Source organism: Nonomuraea fuscirosea (assembly GCF_035917475.1).
GTDB classification, from domain to species: domain Bacteria; phylum Actinomycetota; class Actinomycetes; order Streptosporangiales; family Streptosporangiaceae; genus Nonomuraea; species Nonomuraea fuscirosea.
Map to the genome: position 1 here is coordinate 5,238,558 of NZ_CP109074.1, position 22,117 is coordinate 5,260,674.

The following is a 22,117-nucleotide window of genomic DNA, read 5'->3' on the forward strand; positions in this document are numbered from 1 at the left end:
CGATCCTATGTGCCCTTCTGTCCGGGTGTCAGCTTTCCAGGTAGCGGAACGCCTCGTGCGCGGAGTCGACGCTGCGCCGCAACGTGCGTTCCAGGACGTCGGCGTCCTCCGCCAGCCGTTCGATCTCCGGCACGGCCAGCTTGTCCGCGCCGGACTCGGCGAGCAGTTCCTCGTAGCGGGGCAGCCGGGCGCGCAGCTCCTCGATCTGGCCGCGGGCGTGGTAGGCGCGCTCGGCCTCCGCGACGTGCCCGGCGTAGCGCTCCAGCGCCTCGACCCGGGCGACCACGGCGGCCTCGCTGTTGACCAGGGCGCGTTCGAGCGGCTCGATCACCGCGGCCACCTCGGGGGCGATGCCCCTGGCCAGCAGCTCCCTGTGCTCCAGGCGCAGCGCCGACAGCTTGGCCAGCAGCCGGGCGATCTCCCACTCCTGGGCGGGCAGCATGACGGCGTTGCGGGCGTCGTCCAGCATGCCCTCGGCGTTGACGTGGGAGCGCAGGACCGAACCGATGGCGCGCTGGGCCCTGGTCAGGACCATCCTGGCGTCGTGGTCGAAGTCCTCCGGCAGCAGGTAGCGGCCGTCGTACCAGCGGGCCTGCTCGTAGACGCCGCGCTCGTGCGGGCGGTCGTCCTCGGGCACCTCGCTCATGGAGGCGATCTTCACCAGGACGATGAAGACGTACGTGCCGAGCAGCACGAACCCGGCGGGCGCGACCGGCGAGGCGAGCAGGACGGCCATGAGGGCGATCACGACGGGAGTGGCGGCCAGCAGCAGCGCGCTGGAGGGACCGCGGCGCCGCTGCGGCGCCGCCGCGGCGGGCGGCACCCATCCGGCCCTGATCCTGGACAGTAAGGAGACGTTGGACCGCAACAGCCCGGCGATCTCCGGCGGCACACCCGGATCGACGACCACACCCACGTTCTGTCCTGGCACCCTGGCGCCCCCAACGCTCGTGATGTGTGGATATTACGTGCCATTTCGGCGGAGTGTCAGCCTCCGAAAGGACAGTCCGATGAAACCGCGACCGGAGCGGCGGGGTCCCCGCCGCGCGGGCGAGCCCATGACGTCCGTCATACGGGCCCGGCTGACATACGGCACTACACCCGCCCCCACCTGCCCGGTCAGGCTGGGCGCATGAAGGGAAACGCGCTGGAACTGCGGGCCGTGACCAAGACCTACGGCCCCATCACCGCGCTCGGCGGCGTCGACCTGGACGTCGGCCGGGGAGAGACGGTGGCGGTGCTGGGCCCGAACGGGGCCGGCAAGAGCACGCTGCTGTCCATCGCGCTGGGCCTGCGCGCCCCCGCCTCGGGAACCGCGAGGGTCCTCGGCCGCCCGCCGGCCGAGGCGCTGCGGGCGGGCCGGGTCGGGGTGCTGCCGCAGGAGTCGGGGCTGCTGGAGGACGTACGGGTGGGTGAGCTGGTGGCCGCGGTGGCCGGGATGTACCCGGACCCGCCGCCGCCTGAGCGGGCGCTGCGGGCGGCGGGCATCGAGGAGCTGGCCCGCCGGCCCGTCGGGCGGCTGTCCGGCGGGCAGCGGCAGCGGGTCAGGTTCGCGCTGTGCGTTGCCGGGGACCCGGAGCTGCTCGTGCTGGACGAGCCGACCGTCGGGCTCGACGTGGAGGGCCGCCGGGCGTTGTGGCGGGAGATCAGGGCCAGGACCGGACAGGGCCGCACGGCCGTCTTCGCCACCCACTACCTGACCGAGGCCGACGACTACGCCGACCGGATCGTGCTGCTCGCCGGCGGGCGGGTCGTCGCGGACGGCTCGGTGGCCGAGGTGAAGTCCCTGGTCGGCGGCGACGAGGTGCGCTGCGTGCTGGAGCACGCCGACCCCGCGGAGCTGGAGCTCCTGCCGGGCGTGCGTCACGTGAGCGTGGAGGGCCGCGCGGTGCGGCTGCGGACCGGCGACCCGGACGCGACGCTGCGCGCCCTCTTCCGCGGCTACGACGACGTCAGGGACGTGCGGATCGAGGGCGTGGACCTGGAGAGCGCGTTCGTGAGCCTGACGGGAGGGCGGAGCCGATGAGGTCGTATCTGAGGCTGGAGCTGGTGCGCGGGTTACGCAATCCGGTGGGGCTGGTCATGCTGACGTTCTTCCCGCTGGGGCTCTACCTGCTGTGGACGAAGGTGCTCGACGTGGTGCCGCGCGGGCAGACGGACGACTTCGCGGCCTACTCGATGGTGTCGATGGCCACGTACGGCGCGATGGGCGGCGCGCTGTTCATCGGGGGCGCCATCGCGATGGAGCGGAGCAAGGGCTGGCTCGACCAGCTCGCGGTGACGCCGCTGCCCGCGCACGGCTACGTGACGGCCAAGCTGGTCAGCGGCGCGGTGACGGTGCTGCCGAGCATCGTCGTGGTGCTCGGCGCGGGGGCGCTGCTGTCCGGCGTCCGGCTGCCGGCCGGCACCTGGCCCGTCCTGGTGGTGCTGATCTGGGCCGGCGTGCTGCCGTTCGCGGCGCTCGGCGTCGCCTTCGGCTACACGCTGAAGGGGCAGGTCGCGAACCTGGCCATGATGATCGTCTACTTCGCCATGTCGGTGCTCGGCGGGCTGTGGCTGCCGGTCCAGGCCATGCCGGCCGGGATGCGGGCGCTGGCCGAGCTCAGCCCGGCCTACCAGGCGGGGTCGCTCGGCTGGCGGGCGCTGGACGGCCTGCCGCCGACGGGGGCCTCGCTCGCCGTGCTGGCCGCCTGGACGCTGCTCTTCTGCGCACTGGCCGTCTGGCGTTACCGTCGGGCGTTGTGACGCCGGTGCGGGAGTTCGACTTCGCCAAGGGACGGACGGCGGCCAGGGCCGGGGCGTGCGCCTGGCTGCTGCTGATCGGCTGGCCGCTGTGGGCCTTCACGGAACGGGGGCCGGGGCCCCTCGCCGTGTTCGCGGCGCTGGGCGGGGTCACGGTGTTCGCGGCCTGCTGGGTGGCGATCATGTGGCGGATGCTGAGCTCCCGGGCCACGACGTCGAACCCGTGGGCGGTGGCCGGGCTGGCGGGGTCGGGGCTGGCGCTGCTGCCGCTGTTCGGGCCGCCGTGGGCGTACACGTCGTTCGTGTACGCGGTCAGCGCCTTCGCCGCCACCCTGCCCACCGGGGCCTTCGCCGCGGCGACGGCCGCCACCGCCGCCGTGGAGGTGACCGCTCTGCTGGTCTCGGGGGCGCCGCTCGCCCAGGTCTGGTGGGTGCCGCTCGTCATCGCCGCGCAGGCCGGCGCCGTGCACAGCCTGCGGCACATGGGCCTGCTGGTGGCCCGGCTGGACGCGGCCAGGGCGGAGGTCGCCCGGCTGGCCGTGGAGAACGAGCGGCTGCGCTTCGCCAGGGACCTGCACGACACCCTGGGGCACACGCTCACCTCGATCACGATCAGGAGCCAGCTCGCCGCCCGGCTGGCGCCCGCCGACCCCGGGCGGGCCGCCGCCGAGATGAGCGAGGTGGAAGGGGCCGCCCGGCGGGCGCTCGACGAGGTGCGGCGGACGATCACGGGGTACCGGGCGCCGTCGTTGTCGGAGGAACTGGAGGGGGCGAGCCGTAATCTGGGGGTGGCCGGGATCGAGGTGACGGTGTCCCCCGCCGACGGGCCCATTCCCGCCGCCGCCGAAGCCCTGCTCGCCTGGTCCGTACGGGAGGCCGCCACGAACGTCCTGCGCCACAGCCGCGCCCGCCACTGCCGCATCGCCCTGCGCCTGGACGAGACCTCGGCCGCTCTGGAGGTGGTCGACGACGGCCACCCCACCCCGGCCACCGCGGTCGGAGACGACGATGGCGTGCCCGCCCGGAGCGGTGAGCGGGCGGGGAGCGGGCTGGCCGGGCTGGCTGAGCGGGTCGGGGCCGCGGGCGGGCGGCTGGAGGCGGGGCCGCGGCCCGAGGGCGGCTATCTGCTGCGGGTGCGCGTCCCGCTGGAGGCACACCAGGCGGATGTGGCGCGGGTGGATACGACGCGGGCGAACCCGACGCCGACGAATGCGGCGCGGGCGAACGCGACGCGGGCGGGTGGGCCGTGATCCGGGTGCTGATCGCCGACGACCAGGACCTCGTCAGAGGCGGCCTGGCCGCGCTCCTCTCGCTGGAGGACGACATCGAGGTCGTGGCCGAGGTCGGCCGGGGCGACGAGGTGGCGGCCGCGACGCGGGAGCACGCGCCCGACGTGATCCTCCTCGACATCGAGATGCCCGGGATGTCCGGCCTGGCGGTCGCCGAGCAGCTCCGCGGCCACCGCGTGGTCATCGTCACCACGTTCGGCCGCCCCGGCTACCTCAGCAGGGCGCTCGACGCAGACGTGGCCGGTTACGTGGTCAAGGACGCCCCGGCCGCCGAGCTGGCCGCCACCGTGCGGCGGGTGGTGGCCGGCGAGCGGGTCATCGATCCCCGGCTGGCCGTGACCGCGCTCACCACCGGCCCCAGCCCGCTCACCCAGCGGGAGGCGGAGGTGCTGCGGGTGGCGGCGGGCGAGGCCACCGTGGCGGACATCGCCAGGCGGCTGTTCCTCACGGAGGGCACCGTGCGCAACTACCTGTCCGCGGCGATCGGCAAGACGGGCGCCCGCAACCGCGCCGAGGCGGTACGGGTGGCGGAGTCACGCGGCTGGCTCTGACCCGCCGGGCGCGCTGATGTGATCGTCACGGGAGACCCGCCGCGACGAGGCGGGCCGGCCCGGGGCGGGCCGGGGCGGGCCGGGCCGGGAGGGACCGGTCAGTCGCCGGGCATGAGGGCGTTCTGGTGGATCTCCCACAGGGCCGTCTCCGGGATGCCGGACTTGACCAGCTGCTCCCACGTCTCCATCCGCCCGGCCGGATCGGCGAGCAGGGCCTGGAGCAGGGGCCGCAGCCCGGCGCGATCGGCGCCCTCCTCGTTCCACATGGCGCCCAGGGCCTGGTGCATGGCCGGTGACCGGACCGCGACCGTACGCAGCAGCTCCTCCAGGATGCCGACCCGGTCGGCGTACGGCAGCGCCCGCCCCTCCCCCAGCGCCCGCAGCAGCAGGTCGAGCAGCCGGCGGTGGCGGGGCGCGTGCCCGGTGGCGACCGCGACGACGACGTCCCCCATGCCGGTCGGCTCGGTGCCGCCGCCGAGCACGACGTCCTCCTGCCCGTCCTCCCACACCCGGTGCGCCGACAGGGCGGCGACCAGCCCGGTCCAGCCCTCCTGCCCGAGCTGGCCCTTCCACAGGTGGGTGAGCGAGGACCAGCGCTCCATGGGGTCGGGTCCCGGCAGGATCGCGGAGACCCGTACGGGCTCCTCGGAGGCGGCGACGACGAGCAGGGTGAGGTTCGCCGAGTACGCGGCCAGCCGCCGGGTCATCGTGTGGCGTACCGGGCGGAACCCGGTGAAGTGCCGCCTGGGCCGTTCGTAGAGGGAGCGGCGCAGCAGCCCGGCCAGCAGGTCCACGCAGCGGGCCCGCACCTCCGAGGGCACCTGGTCCAGCAGCTCCAGGATGAAGCCGACCGTCGGCCCCCGTTCGGCCAGGCACGAGTGGGAGGTGACGGCGTACAGCAGGTCGTCGTCCACGGCCTGGGCCAGGACCAGCGGCTCGTCCCCGGCCAGGCGGCTGCGCCGGTCGAGGTCGCGCAGCGCGTACATGGTCAGCCAGGCCACCAGGAACTCGCCGAACGTGGAGTGCAGGAACGCGTGGCCCTTCCTGCGGACGAAGAAGAAGCGCTCGGTGGCCTTGCGGGCCCAGTCGATCCGCTCCTCCTCCTCGCCCGGCTCCTCCTCGCCGCCGTGGCACAGGGCGGGCAGGTCGCGCTGGAGCGCCTCGTCGGTGATGACCTGGCTGCCCCTGGCCAGCATGGACAGGGCGGCGGCGCCGAGCAGGACGAGTTCCTGGTCGATCTCGACGCGGTGGGCGCCGCCGGTCTCGCGTTCGGTGTAGTCGCGCAGCAGGACCTCGTACAGGCGGGCCCGCTGGAGCGGCCCGTGCTCGCGCTGGAGCGCGTTGCCGCCGGCGTCGTAGAGGGCGAGCAGCAGCAGGAGCAGCGGGTGGCGGGCCATCTCGCCGTGCGCGAGCGCCGCCTCTGCGGGCAGCGGCTTGAGGTCGCGCCGGGCGAGCAGAGCGCGGTTGGCCTGGTCCCAGATGTCGAGCCACTGGCGTACCTGGTCGTCGCCGAACGGCTGCAGTTGCAGCGCGAGCAGCCCGGCGGGGAAGCGGACCCGGTCGGCCACCACCGTGCGGCCGGTCACGATGACCGCGACGGGCCTGCCCTGCGCCGCCTCCCTGGCCTGGAACTCGCGCAGCCGCTCCAGGTAGTCGTAGCGGCTGAGCTCGCCCTGCACCAGCTCGTCGAACCCGTCCAGCAGGATCACCGGCATCGCGCCGTCCCCCGCCGCGACCAGGTCGGCGTAGGAGACCTCCTCCCCCAGCACCTCCGCGACGGCCTGCTCGACCTGCTCGACCACTCCGGCGCGGGCCCGTACGGCGCGCAGCTCCACCCTGATCGGCAGGAACTCCGACCTGGCCAGCCGCGCGCCGAGCACCTCGGCCAGCTTGGTCTTGCCCGAGCCCGGCTCCCCGAGCACGAGCAGCGGCGCCTGGGTGGCGCGCAGCGAGGTGAGGTGCCCGGCCAGGAACGCCTCGGTGTCGGCGAGCAGCCGCTGGTCGTCCCACCAGCTCCGCAGGGCGGGCAGGGAGTCGCGGGTCAGCTCGGCCACCCGGCAGCGCGGGCTCAGGTAGCCCTCGCCGAGCAGCGGCAGCGAGACGTCCTCCGGATGTTTGCCGGCCAGCAGGAGCGGCCGGTCGAGCGCGTTGGCGGCCATCCGCACCTGGTGGATCAGGGGACGGTCGCCCACGCGGGGCGGCGCCAGCTCGGCCAGCAGCCAGGCCACCCTCGACAGCGCCGTGGCGGGCGGCGGCGTCTCGGTGACCAGGCTGCGCACCCCGAACTCGTGGCTCTCGAGCGCCAGCGACCGGTAGTCCTCGTCGTAGATGCGCAGCGCGTGCGCGGGCGGCCCCTCTTCGAGCAGACGGGGCAGCAACAGCCGGTCGTCGGTGGACAACTCATCCCAGACGGCGAGTCCGCGCACGTAAGCGCCCAAGGCGTCCGACATGCGCAGGTAGGCACGTTCCACGGCCTGACGGGTCTCGGCGTAGGGCACGTGCGGCTCGGGCGTGGGCAGCCGCTCCAGCAGCAGCGCGACGACCAGCCCGGCGAAGCGCTCGGCCGTCGGCACGCCGTGGGAGATCCGCTCGCCGCGGTCGAGCTGGCCGAGGGTGAAGGGCAGCTGCGCCTCGCCCAGCGCCTCGAAGTAGGCCGCCACGACGACCGCGGCGTGCGCCGCGGCCAGCCGCTGGGTGCGGGTGAAGCGGTCGACGCCGGTCTTGAGCTCCGGCATGCGGCGGACGACGTCCTCGCCGTACGCGATGACGCCGTCGCGCAGGTCGCGCAGGTTCATCGTCAGCCGTGGTCCGCCGGCCAGGGCCCAGCCGGTGCGCTCGGCGGCCGAGGCCAGTCCGATCACCTTGACGAGCCTGCCGTCCTTGCACCCGAGGATCCGCAGGGCGTCGGCGTAGCTCGGGGTCTCGATCATGCCTTCTCCCGGGGAGGGGGATGTCCCATCATGCGCTGAACGCCCCGATCGGCGCAGGATCTTGAACCAGGACGATCCGAACGTTACCTGCCTGTCATGTTCCGTCAGTGCCCGTCAGTGCCCGTCAGTGCCCGTCAGTGCCCGTCAGTGCCCGTCAGTGCCCGTCAGTGCCCCTCAGTGCCCCTCAGTGCCCCTCAGTGCCCGTCAGTGCCCGCCCGTGTCGCTCAGTACCCGGGCGATCTCGGGCAGGGCCGCGGGATCCTCGATGGTGGAGGGCGTGGTGTACGGATTGCCGTCGGCGATGTCGCGCATCGTGGCGCGCAGGATCTTGCCCGAGCGCGTCTTCGGCAGCCTGCTCACCACGACGGCGCGGCGGAAGGCGGCGACGGGGCCGATGCGCTCGCGGACGAGGGCGGCCAGCTCCCGTTCCATCTCCTCCTGGCCGCGCTCCGACCCGGCCTTCAGCACCACGAACCCCATCGGGAGCTGGCCCTTCACCTCGTCGGCGACGCCGATCACGGCGCATTCGGCCACGTCGGGGTGGGCGGCGATGACCTCCTCCATCGACCCGGTGGACAGGCGGTGGCCGGCCACGTTGATCACGTCGTCGATGCGGCCCATGACGTACAGGTAGCCGTCGTCGTCCAGGTGACCGCCGTCGCCCGTCAGGTAGTGGCCCGGGTAGCGGTCGAGGTAGGAGCGGGCGAAGCGGTCGTCGTCGCGGTAGAGGGTGGGCAGCGCGCCGGGCGGGAGCGGCAGCCTGACGGTGACCGCGCCCTCCGCGCCGGGCGGGCAGTCGTTGCCGTCGGCGTCGAGGATGTGCACGTCCCAGCCGGGTACGGCCTTGGTCGGCGAGCCCGGCTTGATCGGCAGTCGTTCGATGCCGACGCTGTTGGCGGCGATGGGCCAGCCGGTCTCGGTCTGCCACCAGTGGTCGATGACGGGGACGCCGAGCAGGTCGGAGGCCCAGTGGTAGGTGTCGGGGTCGAGCCGTTCGCCGGCCAGGAAGAGGTACCGCAGCGTCGACAGGTCATACTTTTTCGCGAAATTGCCGGATGGGTCCTCTTTTTTGATGGCGCGGAAGGCGGTCGGGGCGGTGAACAGCGTGCGCACCCCGTACGTGGACACCACCCGCCAGAACGCGCCCGGGTCAGGAGTGCCGACGGGTTTGCCCTCGTACAGGACGGTCGTGCAGCCCGCCAGCAGCGGCGCGTAGACGATGTAGGAGTGGCCGACCACCCAGCCGACGTCGGAGGCGGCCCAGAAGACCTCGCCGGGGGCGGCGCCGTACACGTGGGACATGCTCCACTGCAGCGCCACCGCGTGGCCGCCGTTGTCGCGCACGACGCCCTTCGGCGTGCCGGTGGTGCCGGAGGTGTAGAGGATGTACAGCGGGTCGGTCGCGGCCACGCTCACGCACCCGGCCGGCTCGGCGCCGCCCACGGCCGCCGCCCAGTCCAGGTCGCGGCCCGGCGTCAGCTCGGCCGGGCTCTCGGGCCGCTGCAGGATCACGCAGTGGTCCGGCCGGTGCCCGGCCTGCTCCAGCGCGGCGTCCAGCAGCGGTTTGTACGCCACCACGCGGGCCGGCTCGATCCCGCAGGAGGCCGACAGCACCACCTTGGGCCTGGCGTGGTCGATCCGCACGGCCAGCTCACGGGCCGCGAACCCGCCGAACACCACCGAGTGCACCGCCCCGAGCCGGGCGCAGGCCAGCATCGCGACCACCGCCTCCGGCACCATGGGCATGTAGATCACCACGGTGTCGCCGGCCGCCACGCCGAGGTCGCGCAGCATGCCCGCGGCCTTGCTCACCTCGTCCAGCAGCTCCAGGTAGGTGTAGGAGCGCGCGGTGCCGGTGACGGGGCTGTCGTGGATCAGCGCCGCCTGCGCGCCGCGACCGGCCGCGACGTGCCGGTCGACGGCGTTGTGGCAGGTGTTGAGCCGGCCGTCGGGGAACCAGCGGCCGTCGGCGTGGACGGTGGCGGGCGCGAGATCCCACTGGATCCCGAGCGCGGCCTCGCCCCAGAACTCCTCGGGCCGCTCGATGCTCCGCCGGTATGCCTCGTCATAAGCGCTCACTTGTCGATCAGAACAGCCGTCGGCCCATGGCGCAAGATAGGACGGATGAGCGATGACGTGATCCTTACCGTCGTGGTGGGGTCGAGGGCGTACGGGCTGGAGACCGGCGCTTCCGACACCGACCGCCGCGGCGTGTTCGTGGCGCCGACCTCGGCGTTCTGGCGGCTGGACAAACCACCAACGCACCGGGACGGGCCGCTGCCCGAGCAGTTCTCCTGGGAGGTCGAGCGCTTCTGCGGCCTGGCCCTCGACGCCAACCCGACGGTGCTCGAATGCCTGTGGTCGCCGCTGGTGGAGGTGGCCACGCCCGCCGGGCGGCGGCTGCGCGAGCTGCGGGAGGCGTTCCTGTCGCAGCGGGCGTACCGGTCGTTCGCCGGGTACGCCGAGGCGCAGTTCCGCCGCCTTGACCCCGGCCGGCCCAACTGGAAGCAGGCCATGCACATGGTGCGGCTGCTGCTCAGCGGCCTGCACCTGGTGCGGCACGGGGAGCCCCTGGTCCGCGTGGAGGCCCACCGGGAGCGGCTGCTGGCGATCAGGAACGGGCGGGTGCCCTGGCCGGAGGTGGACGCCTGGCGGGCCGCGCTCGCGGCGGAGCTGGCCGCGACGCCGAGCGTCCTGCCCGAACGGCCGGACCGCGAGCGGGTGGAGGAGTTCCTGGTCGGGGTGCGCCGGGAGAATCTGCCGTCGTGCGGACGGCCCGCGACGTGAGCTTCGTGGGCCGGCGCGACGCGCTGCGGGCCGTCGGAGCCGTGCTGGCGGCCGGGGCGGGGTGCGTGGTGGTCGAGGGGCCGTCGGGGATCGGCAAGAGCCGCCTGGTGGCGGAGGTCGTCCGCACAGCCGCGGCTCCGGCCGCCGCGCCGGGAGCCGCCGGGCGGGACGCCAGGACAGCCGGGCGGGACAGCGGGACGGCCGGCCCGCACAGCGGGACGGCTCGGCAGGACGGCGGGACGGCCGGGCGGGGCGGCGGGACGGCCGGGCGGGGCGGCGGGACGGCCGGGCGGGGCGGCGGGACGGCCGGGCCACACGGCGTCACGGACTCGGCTCGTCGGCTGGACGGTGGAACCGTGGTCGCTCGCGGGCGGGCGACGGAGGTGGATCGGGTGGCGCCGCTGTCCACCTTGACGCGGGCGCTGGGACCGCTGGGGCTGACCGGGTCGTTCGCGGCGGTAAGCGGTGCGGGGTTCGAGGCCGTCCAGCGGCTGGGCGAGGCATTGGACCGGTTCACGCGGGCCCGGCCGCTGGTGATCGTCCTCGACGACGTCCAATGGGCCGACGAGCTGACGTGCCTGGCGTTGCGGCAGCTCGTCCCCGGCCTGGCGGGCTCTCCGGTGGTGTGGCTGCTCGCCCGCCGGCCGCTGCCCGAGCAGGAGGCGGTGGAACGGCTGATCGCGGAGGGCGCGCTAAGGGTGCCGCTGCCGCCGCTCGGCCCCGCTGAGTCGGCCGAGCTGTGCGGCCGGGTGCTCGGGGCCGAGCCCGGTGCGTCGGTGCTGGAGCTGGCGCGGGCCGCGGGCGGGAACCCGTTCCTGCTGGAGGAGGTGCTGCGCGGGCTGCTGGCGGAGAGCCGGATCTCGGTGCGCGGCGGCGTCGCCTCCGTCGTTCCCGCCGCGGGCGGACCGGAGCTGCCCGCGGGCTTCGTCACGGCCGTCGAGTCGCGGCTGCGCGACCTCTCGGCCGAGGCGCGGCGAGTGCTGGAGGCGGGGGCGGTGCTGCGGCGGCCGTTCTCGGTGCACGAGGCGGCCGGGCTGCTCGGCGCCGCGCCCGGCTCGCTGTTCGGGCACGTCGAGGAGGCCGTACGGGCGGGGGCCCTGGTCGGTGAGGAGGAACGGCTGACATTCCGGCACGACCTCATCAGGGAGGCGGTGTACGGCGGCCTCGGACCGGCGATCAGGACCGCCCTGCACCGGGAGGCGGCGACCGTGCTCCGTCGCGAGGGCCGCCCTCCGGCGGAGCTGGCCGAGCACCTGCGGCACGGGGCGCGGGCCGGGGACGTGGCGGCGGTCAGGGAGCTGTGGGCGGCCGCCGGGGAGATGACCGCCGCGGCCCCCTCCGCGGCGGCGGACCTGATGCTGCGGGCCCTGGAACTCGCGGCGCCGGAAGCGGGCGACGGGGCTGACGTCGTGGCCCGTGAGGAGCTGGTGGCGGCGGTGGTGCGGCTGCTGGCGTCGGCGGGGCGGCTCGGCGAGGCCCGGGAGATCGCCGACGCGAACCAGGGCACTCTGGGGGCGGCCGGGGCGGCGGGGGTCGCACTCGGGCTGGCCGAGGCGCTCAAGCACGCCGGTGACGACCGGGCCGTGATCAGGCGGACCGGCCAGGCGCTGACCCTGCCCGGCGTGCCGGTGCGGGAGCGCGTCGGGCTGCTGGCCGTACGCGCGCACGCGCTGATGATGACGGGCCGGATCGACGACGCCGACGAGGCGGCGGTGCGGGCGGTGGCGGAGGGTGAGGAGTTCGCCCAGGTCGTGGGTTTGCAGGCGCGTTCCACCGTGGCGCTCTTCCGCGGCGACCTGCGCGGCGCGCTGCGGCACGCCGAGCGGGCGGTGCGGCTGGCGGACACGGCCGGCGGGGAGACGGCGCACCGGCATCCGCGGCTGTGGCTGGGGGCGGCGCTGGTGGCGCTGGACAGGTTCGAGGAGGCCGGGGAGGCGTACGCGCGGGTCGAGCGGGAGTCCGGCCGGCTCGGCACGGCCTGGGCGCTGCCGTTGCTGCACCGCTTCAGGGCCGAGCTGCGGCTGGCGGAGGGCCGGCTCGACGACGCGGCGGCCGAGGCGGAGTCGGGCCTGCGGGTGGCGGAGCAGCTCTCGGCGATGGCGCTGGCTCCGGCGTTGCTCGGCGTGCTCGGGCACGTGGCGCTGCTGCGCGGTGAGTTCGGGAGGTCGCGGGAGTTCCTGGATCGGGGGCTGGCCGCGGCCGGGGAGGGGCCTGGGCTGGTGGCCGCGGAACTGCGGTGGCGGCGGGCCCTGGCGGATTCCGCCCAAGGCTCTGCCGTCTCCTCCCCGGGTGCCGGCGGTCAGGCCGGGTTCGCTCCTTCGACGGCCGGGTTCGCCGAGGGGGCGATGCTGACGTACCTGATCGTGCAGGAGCCGTGGACGGCGGCGCGGTGGCGGTCGGTGCCGGGCGTGGTCGAGTGTGTCCGGGACCTCGCCCGGCGCAACCCGGGCCAGGTGTCGCTGGCGGCGGGGGCGGCGCACGCCGAGGGGAGGCTGGAGGAGGCGATCGAGCTCTACCGGGCCGGTCCGCGCCCGCTCGGGCTGGCGGCGGCCCTGGAGGAGGCGCTGAAGGGCGGGAGCGGTGGCGGGTCGCGGGGAGGAGCGGCGCGGGGCGGCCCCGGCCTGGGCTGGGCCGCGCTGACCCCGTCCGAGCTGCGTGTCGTGCGCCTGGTCGCCCAGGGGATGACGAACAGGGAGACCGCGGCCGCCCTGTTCCTGTCGCCGCACACCGTCGACACCCATCTCCGGCACGCCTTCGCCAAGCTCGGCGTCAACAGCCGGGTGGAGCTGACCCGCCAGGTCCTGACCCACGAGCCGCCGTCCTCATGAGCCGGCCCCGTGAGCCGGCCCGTGTGGTCGGTGATCGTGCCGATCTTCGAAGCGGGCACGAACGGAACGGGCCCCGGTCCGCCCGCTCAGCCCCGCAGCCGAGGCAGCAGTGACTCGGCGTCGCGCAGAGGCAGCTCGATCCCGAGCTTCTCGCGCAGCCACCCGGCCAGCTCCCCCGCCCCGGAGAAGCTCATCCCCTCCAGCCGGATCCGGGCGCCGGCGGTCGTCCGCTGGGCCAGTACGTGGCGGACGAACGGGGAGTGCGGGCTGTTGGCCACGTAGAAGCTGGCCATCTCGAAGTCGCTCGGGAACTGCGGCTCGTCGGCCCGGAACGCGTACAGCTCCGTCTCCCCCGCCGCCAGCACCCAGAACGCGCCGTCCCGCTCCAGCCGCCACCGCCACGGCCCCGACTCCAGCCTCGCCCCCTCCTCGAACGGCATCGGCTCGACCAGCCCGTCCCCGCCGAAGCCGACGTCCGCCAGCCACGTACGGCCGTCCGCGACGACGGTGAGCGTGGCGTGCGAACGGGGCAGATGAGGACGTCCCAGGCGGATTCTGGCCAGGTGCCGGGTCAGGCGGAAGCCGAGGCGTTCGAGCGCGGCGGCGAACAGCAGGTTGTGCTCGTGGCAGTAGCCGCCGCGCCCGCCCGTCACGAGCTTGTCCTGCACGCTCACCAGGTCGAGGCGCACACCCCTGCCGAGCACCACGTCCAGGTTCTCGAACGGGATGGAGCGCACGTGCGCGAGGTGGACGGCGCGCAGGGTGCGCGCCGTCGGGTCGCGCGGCCCGTCGTAGCCGATCCTGGCCAGGTAGGCGTCAAGGTCCAGGTTCTCGATGTCCCACGTCATGGGACGACGATCGCGGGTACGGGGCCGCGCGCACATCACGTGTTCACGGGATCACGCCTCATCGGGTGAAGCGGGATCACGCGTACCTCACGTGTTCGCGGGATCACGCGCCCCATCGGGTGAAGCGGAATCACGCCACCTCACGTGTTCGCGGAGTCGGCCGAGAGGACCAGGCGCACGGCGAAGTTGCGGTAGCCGGCCCGTTCGAAGGCTCTGGCCATCGGCAGGTTGCCGGCGTCCGTGTCGGCGACGATCCGGCGTACGCCGCGCAGGGCGTGGCTGCGGGTGATCTCGGCGAGGAGGTCGTCCACGTAGCCCTGGCCGCGCCGTTCCGGCACCACCCCGAGGTAGCCCACCACGGGCCCGGCGGCGTTGGCCGACGGCAGGGCGACCCCGACGAGCTCGCCGTCCAGGTCGTAGGCGAGCCGCCACCACTCCCGCTCCCCCTCCATGGACCGGTAGTCGCGCACGTCCTCGCGTGCCTGCTCCATCGGGTCCATGACGGCCAGGGCCTGGCGGGTGTGCGCGTCGAGGGTGCCCCGCGCCACCCTGGCGAAGGCCGCCGCGAACACCTCGTCGTCGTCGTCCCCGCGGAAGACGAGCCGCGGCGACGGCTCGGGGACGGGCCCGTCCGTCCACTCGTACCGCAGGCGTTCCAGCTCCTCGGTCAGGCCGGCGCGCCCGGCTGCCTCCCATCGCCAGGCCAGGGCGGCGCCGGTCCTGGGCGCCTCACGCCAGCCGTTGGTGACGAACACGTGGTACGCGGGCGCCGTCCCGTACGTGGCGTGGGCCCGGCGCAGCAGCTCGGCGGTCAGGCCGACGCGGTCGGCGACCGAGGGGGCGGCGTACAGGCAGTCGAGCGCGAGCGGCCGGTCCTGGCCGGGGAAGCCCCACCACACGGCGCGGGCCGCGATCTCGCCGCCGGGCTCGTCCTCGGCCAGCCAGATGCGATCGAAGCGGTAGGCGCCGCTCTCCAGGAACGACAGCAGCCGGTCGGGATGGGACCAGCTGATGGACTCGTCGACGACGCAGCCGAGCAGGCGGTCTAGGTCGTCCTCGACGGCGGTGCGGAAAAGCATGATTCCTCCGAGAATCGGAAGCGGGGGCGGCGAGCGCCCATAACGGTGCGGAACACTGAGCGCCTCCTTTCTTCCGACTTTTCGGACGTCGGCTGGCACTCTACCGAAATATCGCGACAGGATGGGCTAGTGAGCTCCTACGACGACGACACGCTGCCCCTGCAGCCCCCGATCCGGCTGCCCGGTGAGTCCACGCTCGCGGCCGCCGTGCGCGCCGCTCCGCTGGCGGCCGAGCTGAAGCCGGAAGGCGACGACGCGGAGGTGCTGGCCGCCTGGTCCGGGCACTGCCGCGAGCGGCTGGCCGAGGACGAGGGGCTGCTGCTGGAGCTGATCAGGATGTTCCTGTCCAGGGAGCCGCTCAAGGGCGAGGCTCCCGAGACTCTGACGGGCCTCGGGCTGGTCCGGCATGCGGAGCCGTACACGCTGAGCTGGCTCGGGCTGTGGGTGGCGCGGCAGATCATCGCCGAGACGACCGGGCAGGACATCCCGGTCATGGGGTCGCTGGCGGACGCCGACGCGACGGCGCTGCTGCACGGGCTGCGGGCGTATCCGGAGTCCGAGCGCGGCGAGGAGCTGGCCGGCTGGCTGAAGGACAGGGACCTGGCGGAGGCGGCGGCCGAGATCGGCTCGGTGCTGGGCGCGGTGAGCCCGCTGAGCAGGGCGGTCGGCGTCGAGGTGCTGTCGGCGAACCTCGGCGACGAGGGGCGGCGGGCGCTGGCCAGGCGGTTGGAGGAGCCGAAGCTGGGCGCGGTGATCGCGGCCAGGACCGGGCGGGACGAGCGGCAGCCGTCGCCGGAGGAGATCGCCTGGGTGCTGGTGGACATGGCGGCGGCGCTGCTGGAGTTCGGGGGCGAGACCGGTGAGGTGATCGAGTCGATCGCCTTGGGGATGGACGCCGAGGAGCAGGCGGGGACGATCGCTATCCTCGCGTTCGGGGACCATCCGTGGACCGGGCAGGTGCTGCGCGTCTTCATCGAGCATCATCCGGACGAGCGCGTCTCGGCCGCGGCCCGCAAGGCCCTGCGCCGCCTGCGCGGCCTGGCCGACGTACGAGGCTGAGGCCCGCGGGCCCCGGGCGGCCCCGGGCCGGGGTGTGGCCCGTGTGAAGAGTGGTGCGCGTGGGGCGGCGGGGCGCCGGTAGAGTCGGATCGGTGAACGAGCATGCGATCTCTCCTCAGACCGGCATCCTGGGTGACGCGTTCGCCTGCGACTGCGGCGTGATCCTGGGCGGCCGGATGGTCGCCGAGCTGCACGCCGCCGACAACGGGCTCTGCTCGGCCTGCCTCGGCACCACCAGGGAGGAGCCGGCCCCCGGCTTGACCCGCCCGTGCACGTCGTGCGCCGGCAGCGGCCGGCGCAAGGAGCAGGTGCACTGGCAGCTCGCGTACGCCGAGGCCGAGCATCTGATCACGATGACCGTCGTCCGCGGCGTGGTCGCCGGGTTCGACGGCCCGTTCCGCCTGTCGGAGATCGCCGACACGGTCAGGAGCGGGCTGGGGCTGCCCACCGGGCGGCTGCCGGTGGGGCCCCGGGTGCGTGACCTGCTGCTGCAGTTGCAGGCGGCGGGCGAGATCACCATGTTGTCGGCGCCCGACGAGATGGTGGGCACCGACATGGTGCTCTACCGCGACCCGCAGTGGCAGCGCGCCCGCACCCTCGGCCTCTGACCGCCCGCCCGCACCGCCCCGGCCCCAGCGGCCCGGACCCAGCGGCCCGGACCCAGCGGCCTGAGCGCAGCGCTCCGAGCGCCGGTCGCCGTGCCTCTGTCGTCCGCGAGTCGTGTCAGTCCCGGGCGGGGACGCGGCAGATGATCTCGCCGTGCAGGATCGACAGCCAGCCGTCCCGCGCCCGTGCCCACTCCAGCCATCCCTCCGACATGCGCCGCAGGTCCGCCTGCGTGGCGGCGCCGGTGGCCAGGGCTTGTTCGGCCATCGCCGAGTTCAGGACGCGCTCCGCCCACATCCCGGCCCACCAGTCGCGGTCTTCCTGGTTGGCGAAGCACCAGGTGGAGGAGGTGGCGGTGACGTCCTCGAAACCCGCCTGCCGGGCCCACGACAGCAGCCGCCGCCCCGCGTCGGGCTCTCCGCCGTTGCCGCGGGCGATCCGCTGGTAGAGGGCCATCCACTCGTCCAGCGCCGGCACCCGCGGCCACCAGGTGAACGCCGTGTAGTCGCTGTCGCGGGCCGCCACGTAGCCGCGCGGCTTGGTCACCCGGCCCATCTCCCGTAGCGCCCGCACCGGATCGCCGACGTGCTGGAGCACCTGGTGCGCGTGCACGACGCAGAAGGTGTCGTCGGGGAAGTCGAGCGCGTGCACGTCGGCGACGGCGAAGTCCACGTTCGTCAGCCCTCGGGCGGCCACTTCGGCTCTGGCCAGGCCGAGCGTCTCCTCGTCCACCTCGGACGCCGTCACGTGCCCGACCAGGCCGGCCAGGTCGGCGGTGATCGTGCCGGGGCCGCTGCCGATGTCGAGCAGTCTCATGTGCGGTTGGAGGTGGGGCAGCAGGTACGCGGCCGAGTTCGCGGCGGTGCGCCAGCGGTGCGAGCGCAGCACGGACTCGTGGTGACCATGGGTGTAGACGGCGTTCATCGGCGAACTCCCTGCGTTTCGGCGTCGCTCGCCACTCTAACCACATCTCACTATCCAAGAAACTTTGTCTTGACATTCGAGACGCGCTCTGGCGCTCGTACACTTGGGCTGACACATGGCGACATATCAGGAGAGGCGGGGATCGTGGGAGAGGTTCGGCCGATCGTGCGCGTGGGCGATCCGGTGCTGCACCGGCCGTGCGAGCCGGTGACCGGCTTCGACGGCGAGCTGGCGGCGCTGGTGGCGGACATGTTCGCGAGCATGTACGCGGCGGAGGGCGTGGGCCTGGCCGCCAACCAGATCGGCGTGCCGCTGCGCGTCTTCGTCTACGACTGCCAGGACGCCGACGGGCGGCCGCACAAGGGCGTCGTCGTCAACCCGGTGCTGGAGCTGCCCGGTCTCGGCGAGCGCCGGCTCGACGCCGGCGACGAGGGCTGCCTGTCGGTCCCCGGCCAGTACGCGCCCCTCCCCCGCGCCGACCGCGCCACCGTGCGCGGCTTCGACGCCGAAGGCGAGCCGGTCGTGGTCGAGGGCACCGGGCTGCTGGCGCGCTGCCTGCAGCATGAGACCGATCACCTCGACGGTCATCTCTACATCGACCGGCTCCCGGCCAAGCGCCGCAAGCAGGTGCTGGCGGCGTACGAGGAATCCACTAAAGCGGACAAAGCACCGCTATAGTGGAGGAATGACAGGCGAAGGGGTCCTGTCCAGCGGGCTGTCCATGGCCGAGCTGGGGCAGCGGATCCGGAGTGAGCGGCGGGCGCGCGGGCTGTCCATCGAGCGGCTGGCCGAGCTGAGCGGCATCAGCAGGAGCATGGTCTCCGAGGTCGAGCGGGGCGCGAAGACGCCCAGCGTGCTGGTGCTCGACCGGCTGGCCACGGCGCTGGGCACGTCGATCTCCCGGCTGCTCGACGAGCCCGCCCACGGGACGATGCGGGTGCTGCGCCACGACGAGCAGCGCGTGCTGCGCGACCCGTCGGGGTGGGAGCGGCGGGTGCTGTCGCCCGTGCTGGGCGAGGTCGAGTTCGAGTTCATGCGGACCACGATCGGGCCGGGGGTGGACGCGGGCGAGTTCGTGCCGCACGCACCCGGCTCGCGGGAGTACCTCGCCGTCGAGCACGGCAACCTGCGGCTGACGATCGACGGGCGGCCGTACGAGCTGGGGCCCGGCGACTCGGCCTACTACCCGGGCGACCGCCGCCACGCCTTCGCCAACGACGGCCCCGCCGACTGCGTCTTCTACCTGGCCATGGAGCTGGGCCCGCGGGCGCGGGAGGGAGCGGCCGGGCACCACGGAACACGGAAGGACACGCCCCATGGATGAGCTGCGCCTGGCGGGAGCGAAGGCGGCCGGGATCTGGGCCGACCACCTCGGCGGCGTCGCCGAGCGGCCGGTCTGGCGGCCGGTGCCGGAAGGCGAGCTGGCCTGGCTCACCGGGCAGGAGTTGCCGCAGACCGGGCGGGCGCTGGACGACCTGCTGGAGGACACGCGGGCGCACGTGCTGCCGTACCCGATGGGCAACGGGCATCCGCGCTTCTTCGGCTGGGTCAACTCACCGCCGAACCCGGCCGGCGTCCTCGTCGAGCCGCTGGCCGCGGCGCTGAATCCGAGCTGCGCCGGAGGCGACCACGCCGGGCCGCACCTGGAGCGCACGGTGGTGCGCTGGCTGGCCGGGCTCGTCAGCTTCCCGCACCCGCCCGGCGGCGGCCTGCTGACCAGCGGCGCGTCCATGGCCACGGTGATCTGCCTGGCCGCCGCCCGGCAGCGGGCGGCGCTGGCCGACGGCTGGGACGTGCGCGAGGAGGGGCTGTCCGGGCGGGCGCCCATGGTCATGTACGTCACCGGGGAGGGGCACAGCTGCCTGCACAAGGCCGCCCAGCTGCTCGGTCTCGGGGCGCGGCACGTGCGTACGGTGCCGGTGGACGCGGCGTACCGGATGGACGTGGGCGCGCTGCGCACCATGATCGGCGAGGACGTGGCGGCGGGGTTGCGGCCGTTCTGCGTGGCGGGCAGCGCCGGGACCGTCAACTCCGGCGCGGTGGACCCCCTCGACGAGATCGCGGACGTGGCCGCCGCGCACGGCCTGTGGTTCCACGTGGACGGCGCCTACGGCGCGCTCGGCGTCCTGGCGGACGGGGCCGCACCGCACTACGCGGGGATGGAGCGGGCCGACTCCCTGGCGCTCGATCCGCACAAGTGGCTCGGGGTGCCGGTGGGCTGCGGCTGCGCGCTGCTGCGCGATCCGGGTGCGGCGCGGGCCGCGTTCAGCCTGGTGCCGTCGTACCTGGTGGACGAGAACGCCGGCGAGCTCGGCTGGTTCGCCGAGTACGGCCCCGAGCAGACCCGTCCCTTCCGCGCGCTGAAGACCTGGGCCACCCTGTCCCACCTGGGCCGGGCCGGGGTCAAGGAGCTGGTGGAGCACACGGCCGCGCTGGCCCGCGAGCTCGGCGCCATGGTCGAGCGGGCGCCCGACTTCGAGCTGCTCGCGCCGGTCACCACCTCGATCACGGCCTTCCGCCACGTCCCCCGGGCCGGCGGGCTGGACGCGCTCAACCGGGCGATCCCCGGCGCGGTCCAGGCCCGCGGCAACGCCTTCCTCACCGGCACCCGGCTCGGCGGGCGGGACGCGCTGCGCGCCTGCTTCCTGCACCCGGAGACGACGCGGGCGGACCTGGAGGTGCTGCTCGACGAGATCCGCGTGGCGGCCAAGTCCCTTTGACGCGCTCCCCGGCGTGAACGCCGGGGATTCAGCCTGTGCCGCGTGGTGTCACGCGGCACTTCTGTGGCTTCCTGTTTCATCGACCGTGCCCCCGCGCTCGCCCCGATGAGCGGGCGAAGGGGTCTTACCGGTCTCCGCAGGCGTTTTCCGTCTCCGCTTCCCGCCCATCTCAGGCACGGGTTTCCGTCCAGCGGCGACAATCCGGCGCCCTTCGGCCCGGATGTTGATCTCGGCGTTGACATCCCGGTCGTGGGTGACCCCACACGGGCAGGTCCACTCCCGTACGGCCAGCGGCATCTGTCCGGCCAGCGCCCCGCAGGCCGAACAGAGCTTGGATGAGGGGAAGAACCTGCCGATCTTCACGCACGTCCGGCCGTACAGCCTCGCCTTGTACTCCACCATGCCGATGAAGGACGCCCAGCCCGAATCGTGCACGCTCTTGGCCAGCTTAGTGCGTGCCAGTCCCTTGACCGCCAGGTCCTCCACATAGATCGCTTGGTTTTCGCGGATCAGTTTCGTGGACAACTGGTGGTGGAACTCGCGGCGCGCGTCGGTGACCTTGGCATGCTGGCGGGCGACCTTCGTCCGGGCCTTGGCCCGGTTCTTGCTGCCTTTCTCCTTACGTGACAGGGCTTTTTGCGCCCGCTTGAGTTTCTTCTCCGCTCGGCGCAGGAACCGCGGGCTGTCGATCTTTCGTCCGCCCGACAACACTGCGAAGTGTGTCAGGCCGAGGTCGATCCCGGTCTCGGTCTCGGTCTCGGTCTGAGGCAAGGAGGTTTCGGCGGCTTCGACCACAAACGAGGCGAAATACCTCCCGGCGGCGTCCTTGACCACGGTGACGGAAGAGGGCTCGGACGGCAGAGTCCGTGACCAGCGCACCACCACATCGCCGATCTTCGGCAGCCGCAACTTGCCAGCCGCGGTGATGGCGAAACGGGCGTTACGGGTGAAGCGGATCGCCTGCCGGTGTCCTTGCGGGACCGGAAACGCGGCGGCCCCAGCGTGGGTCCCTTGCGGGTCCCGGCCCTGGAGGCGAAGAAGTTCCGGAACGCCACACAGGCGTCGGCCAGCGCCTGCTGGAGCACCACCGCCGACACCTTGCCCAGCCAGGAGCGTTGCGGTGTCTGCTTCGCCTGGGTGATCACCAGGCGGGACAGTTCCGCGTCGGTGAGGAACGGCAAGCCCTGCTGGCGGGCATGGTCGCGTAGTGCGATCGCGTCGTTGAACACCACCCGGGCGCATCCGAACGCCCGCGCGAGCTCGATGCGCTGGCCGGGGGTCGGGTCGATCCGGAAGGAGTACCGCAACTGCACACGATTATCTTACGGTTGGGCTATGGCCGATTACAGCGATATCAGGACCGGCCGGCATTGGTGTTCCGTGCTGCACACACATTTGGTTTTCGTGACGAAATTCCGGCATCGGGTGTTCACCGGCGAGCACCTGACCCGGCTGCAAGAGATCATGAGATCCGTGTGTGCCGACTTCGAAACCGGGCTGCGCGAGTTCAACGGCGAGGACAACCACGTCCACCTGCTCGTCAACTTCCCACCCAAGGTGGCCCTGTCCAAGCTGGTCAACAGTCTCAAGGGCGTGTCCTCGCGCCGGATGCGTCAGGAGTTCCCCGAACTGGCCCGCCACTACTACCGGGCGAACAAGCTGTGGTCGGGCTCCTACTTCGCCGGGTCGGTGGGCGGCGCTCCGATCAGTGTCCTGTGCCAGTACATCGAGCAGCAGAACCGGCCCACCTGAGC

At 73.6% G+C, this 22,117-nt stretch carries 19 protein-coding genes and 1 pseudogene; 12 read left to right on the top strand and 8 right to left on the bottom strand.

All coding sequences use genetic code 11. From position 1 onward, the window contains the following. Positions 1 to 28 precede the first annotated feature (28 nt). Positions 29 to 916 carry a hypothetical protein gene (locus OIE67_RS24030; protein ID WP_326643972.1) on the bottom strand — a complete coding sequence of 296 codons (888 nt, stop codon included), beginning with the start codon at positions 914 to 916 and terminating at the stop codon, positions 29 to 31. Between the two features lie 216 nt (positions 917 to 1,132). On the opposite strand from OIE67_RS24030, the gene OIE67_RS24035 reads away from it, so the two are divergent. From OIE67_RS24035 to OIE67_RS24050, 4 genes are read left to right on the top strand one after another with little or no spacing between them, the layout of a single operon-like run. Next, positions 1,133 to 2,026 (top strand): ABC transporter ATP-binding protein, encoded by an 894-nt coding sequence (locus OIE67_RS24035; protein WP_326643974.1) that lies wholly within the window; start codon positions 1,133 to 1,135, stop codon positions 2,024 to 2,026. Further along, entirely contained in the window at positions 2,023 to 2,745 is a 723-nt protein-coding gene (locus tag OIE67_RS24040) for an ABC transporter permease (RefSeq protein ID WP_326643976.1), read from the top strand. The genes OIE67_RS24035 and OIE67_RS24040 overlap by 4 nt, the downstream gene beginning before the upstream one ends. Beyond that, positions 2,742 to 3,992 (top strand): sensor histidine kinase, encoded by a 1,251-nt coding sequence (locus OIE67_RS24045; protein ID WP_326643978.1) that lies wholly within the window; start codon positions 2,742 to 2,744, stop codon positions 3,990 to 3,992. The genes OIE67_RS24040 and OIE67_RS24045 overlap by 4 nt, the downstream gene beginning before the upstream one ends. After that, positions 3,989 to 4,582 (top strand): response regulator transcription factor, encoded by a 594-nt coding sequence (locus tag OIE67_RS24050; protein WP_326643980.1) that lies wholly within the window; start codon positions 3,989 to 3,991, stop codon positions 4,580 to 4,582. Before OIE67_RS24045 ends, OIE67_RS24050 begins: the two co-directional genes overlap by 4 nt. Before the next feature lie 98 nt (positions 4,583 to 4,680). Here OIE67_RS24050 and OIE67_RS24055 read toward each other — a convergent pair whose 3' ends face one another. Both OIE67_RS24055 and OIE67_RS24060 read right to left on the bottom strand, forming a co-directional pair. Next, positions 4,681 to 7,512 (bottom strand): NACHT domain-containing protein, encoded by a 2,832-nt coding sequence (locus OIE67_RS24055; protein ID WP_326643982.1) that lies wholly within the window; start codon positions 7,510 to 7,512, stop codon positions 4,681 to 4,683. 204 nt (positions 7,513 to 7,716) lie between these two features. Next, positions 7,717 to 9,591, bottom strand: coding sequence for a propionyl-CoA synthetase (locus OIE67_RS24060; protein ID WP_326643984.1), 1,875 nt, complete (start codon positions 9,589 to 9,591; stop codon positions 7,717 to 7,719). 45 nt (positions 9,592 to 9,636) lie between these two features. Between OIE67_RS24060 and OIE67_RS24065 the strand changes: the two genes are divergently transcribed. Then, complete coding sequence (locus tag OIE67_RS24065; protein WP_326643986.1) at positions 9,637 to 10,299, top strand: nucleotidyltransferase domain-containing protein; 663 nt, start codon at positions 9,637 to 9,639, stop codon at positions 10,297 to 10,299. Then, the gene (locus tag OIE67_RS24070) at positions 10,278 to 13,127 is read left to right on the top strand and encodes a helix-turn-helix transcriptional regulator (protein WP_326643988.1); all 2,850 of its coding nucleotides are present in this window, start codon (positions 10,278 to 10,280) and stop codon (positions 13,125 to 13,127) included. The genes OIE67_RS24065 and OIE67_RS24070 overlap by 22 nt, the downstream gene beginning before the upstream one ends. A gap of 86 nt (positions 13,128 to 13,213) precedes the next feature. Here OIE67_RS24070 and OIE67_RS24075 read toward each other — a convergent pair whose 3' ends face one another. After that, positions 13,214 to 13,975, bottom strand: a complete 762-nt coding sequence (locus OIE67_RS24075; RefSeq protein ID WP_326643990.1) for an arylamine N-acetyltransferase family protein — start codon at positions 13,973 to 13,975, stop codon at positions 13,214 to 13,216. 140 nt (positions 13,976 to 14,115) lie between these two features. After that, on the bottom strand, positions 14,116 to 15,054 hold the full coding sequence (locus OIE67_RS24080) for a GNAT family N-acetyltransferase (protein WP_326643992.1): 939 nt from the start codon (positions 15,052 to 15,054) through the stop codon (positions 14,116 to 14,118). Positions 15,055 to 15,183: 129 nt separating this feature from the next. On the opposite strand from OIE67_RS24080, the gene OIE67_RS24085 reads away from it, so the two are divergent. Then, complete coding sequence (locus tag OIE67_RS24085; protein WP_326643994.1) at positions 15,184 to 16,113, top strand: hypothetical protein; 930 nt, start codon at positions 15,184 to 15,186, stop codon at positions 16,111 to 16,113. A 92-nt stretch (positions 16,114 to 16,205) separates the two neighbouring features. Continuing rightward, a complete protein-coding gene (locus tag OIE67_RS24090) occupies positions 16,206 to 16,721 on the top strand; it encodes a hypothetical protein (RefSeq protein WP_106237410.1) in 516 nt (171 codons plus the stop codon). Positions 16,722 to 16,836: 115 nt separating this feature from the next. Here the strand turns inward: OIE67_RS24090 and OIE67_RS24095 are convergent, their stop codons facing one another. Further along, positions 16,837 to 17,643 (bottom strand): class I SAM-dependent methyltransferase, encoded by an 807-nt coding sequence (locus OIE67_RS24095; protein ID WP_326643998.1) that lies wholly within the window; start codon positions 17,641 to 17,643, stop codon positions 16,837 to 16,839. A 144-nt stretch (positions 17,644 to 17,787) separates the two neighbouring features. On the opposite strand from OIE67_RS24095, the gene def reads away from it, so the two are divergent. The 3 genes from def to OIE67_RS24110 are packed head-to-tail and all read left to right on the top strand — an operon-like array spanning position 17,788 to position 20,363. After that, a complete protein-coding gene (gene def / locus OIE67_RS24100; protein ID WP_407674878.1) occupies positions 17,788 to 18,321 on the top strand; it encodes a peptide deformylase in 534 nt (177 codons plus the stop codon). Between the two features lie 7 nt (positions 18,322 to 18,328). Further along, positions 18,329 to 18,967, top strand: a complete 639-nt coding sequence (locus tag OIE67_RS24105; RefSeq protein ID WP_326644000.1) for a helix-turn-helix domain-containing protein — start codon at positions 18,329 to 18,331, stop codon at positions 18,965 to 18,967. Next, the gene (locus OIE67_RS24110) at positions 18,960 to 20,363 is read left to right on the top strand and encodes a pyridoxal phosphate-dependent decarboxylase family protein (protein WP_326644002.1); all 1,404 of its coding nucleotides are present in this window, start codon (positions 18,960 to 18,962) and stop codon (positions 20,361 to 20,363) included. The genes OIE67_RS24105 and OIE67_RS24110 overlap by 8 nt, the downstream gene beginning before the upstream one ends. A gap of 48 nt (positions 20,364 to 20,411) precedes the next feature. Here OIE67_RS24110 and OIE67_RS24115 read toward each other — a convergent pair whose 3' ends face one another. Continuing rightward, positions 20,412 to 21,272, bottom strand: a complete 861-nt coding sequence (locus OIE67_RS24115; RefSeq protein ID WP_326644004.1) for an RNA-guided endonuclease InsQ/TnpB family protein — start codon at positions 21,270 to 21,272, stop codon at positions 20,412 to 20,414. A 332-nt stretch (positions 21,273 to 21,604) separates the two neighbouring features. Next, positions 21,605 to 21,676: pseudogene (locus OIE67_RS24120) on the bottom strand (helix-turn-helix domain-containing protein); the annotation flags it as partial. Positions 21,677 to 21,698: 22 nt separating this feature from the next. Between OIE67_RS24120 and tnpA the strand changes: the two are divergent. Continuing rightward, on the top strand, positions 21,699 to 22,115 hold the full coding sequence (gene tnpA / locus OIE67_RS24125) for an IS200/IS605 family transposase (protein ID WP_326644006.1): 417 nt from the start codon (positions 21,699 to 21,701) through the stop codon (positions 22,113 to 22,115). The last annotated feature ends 2 nt before the right edge of the window (positions 22,116 to 22,117 follow it).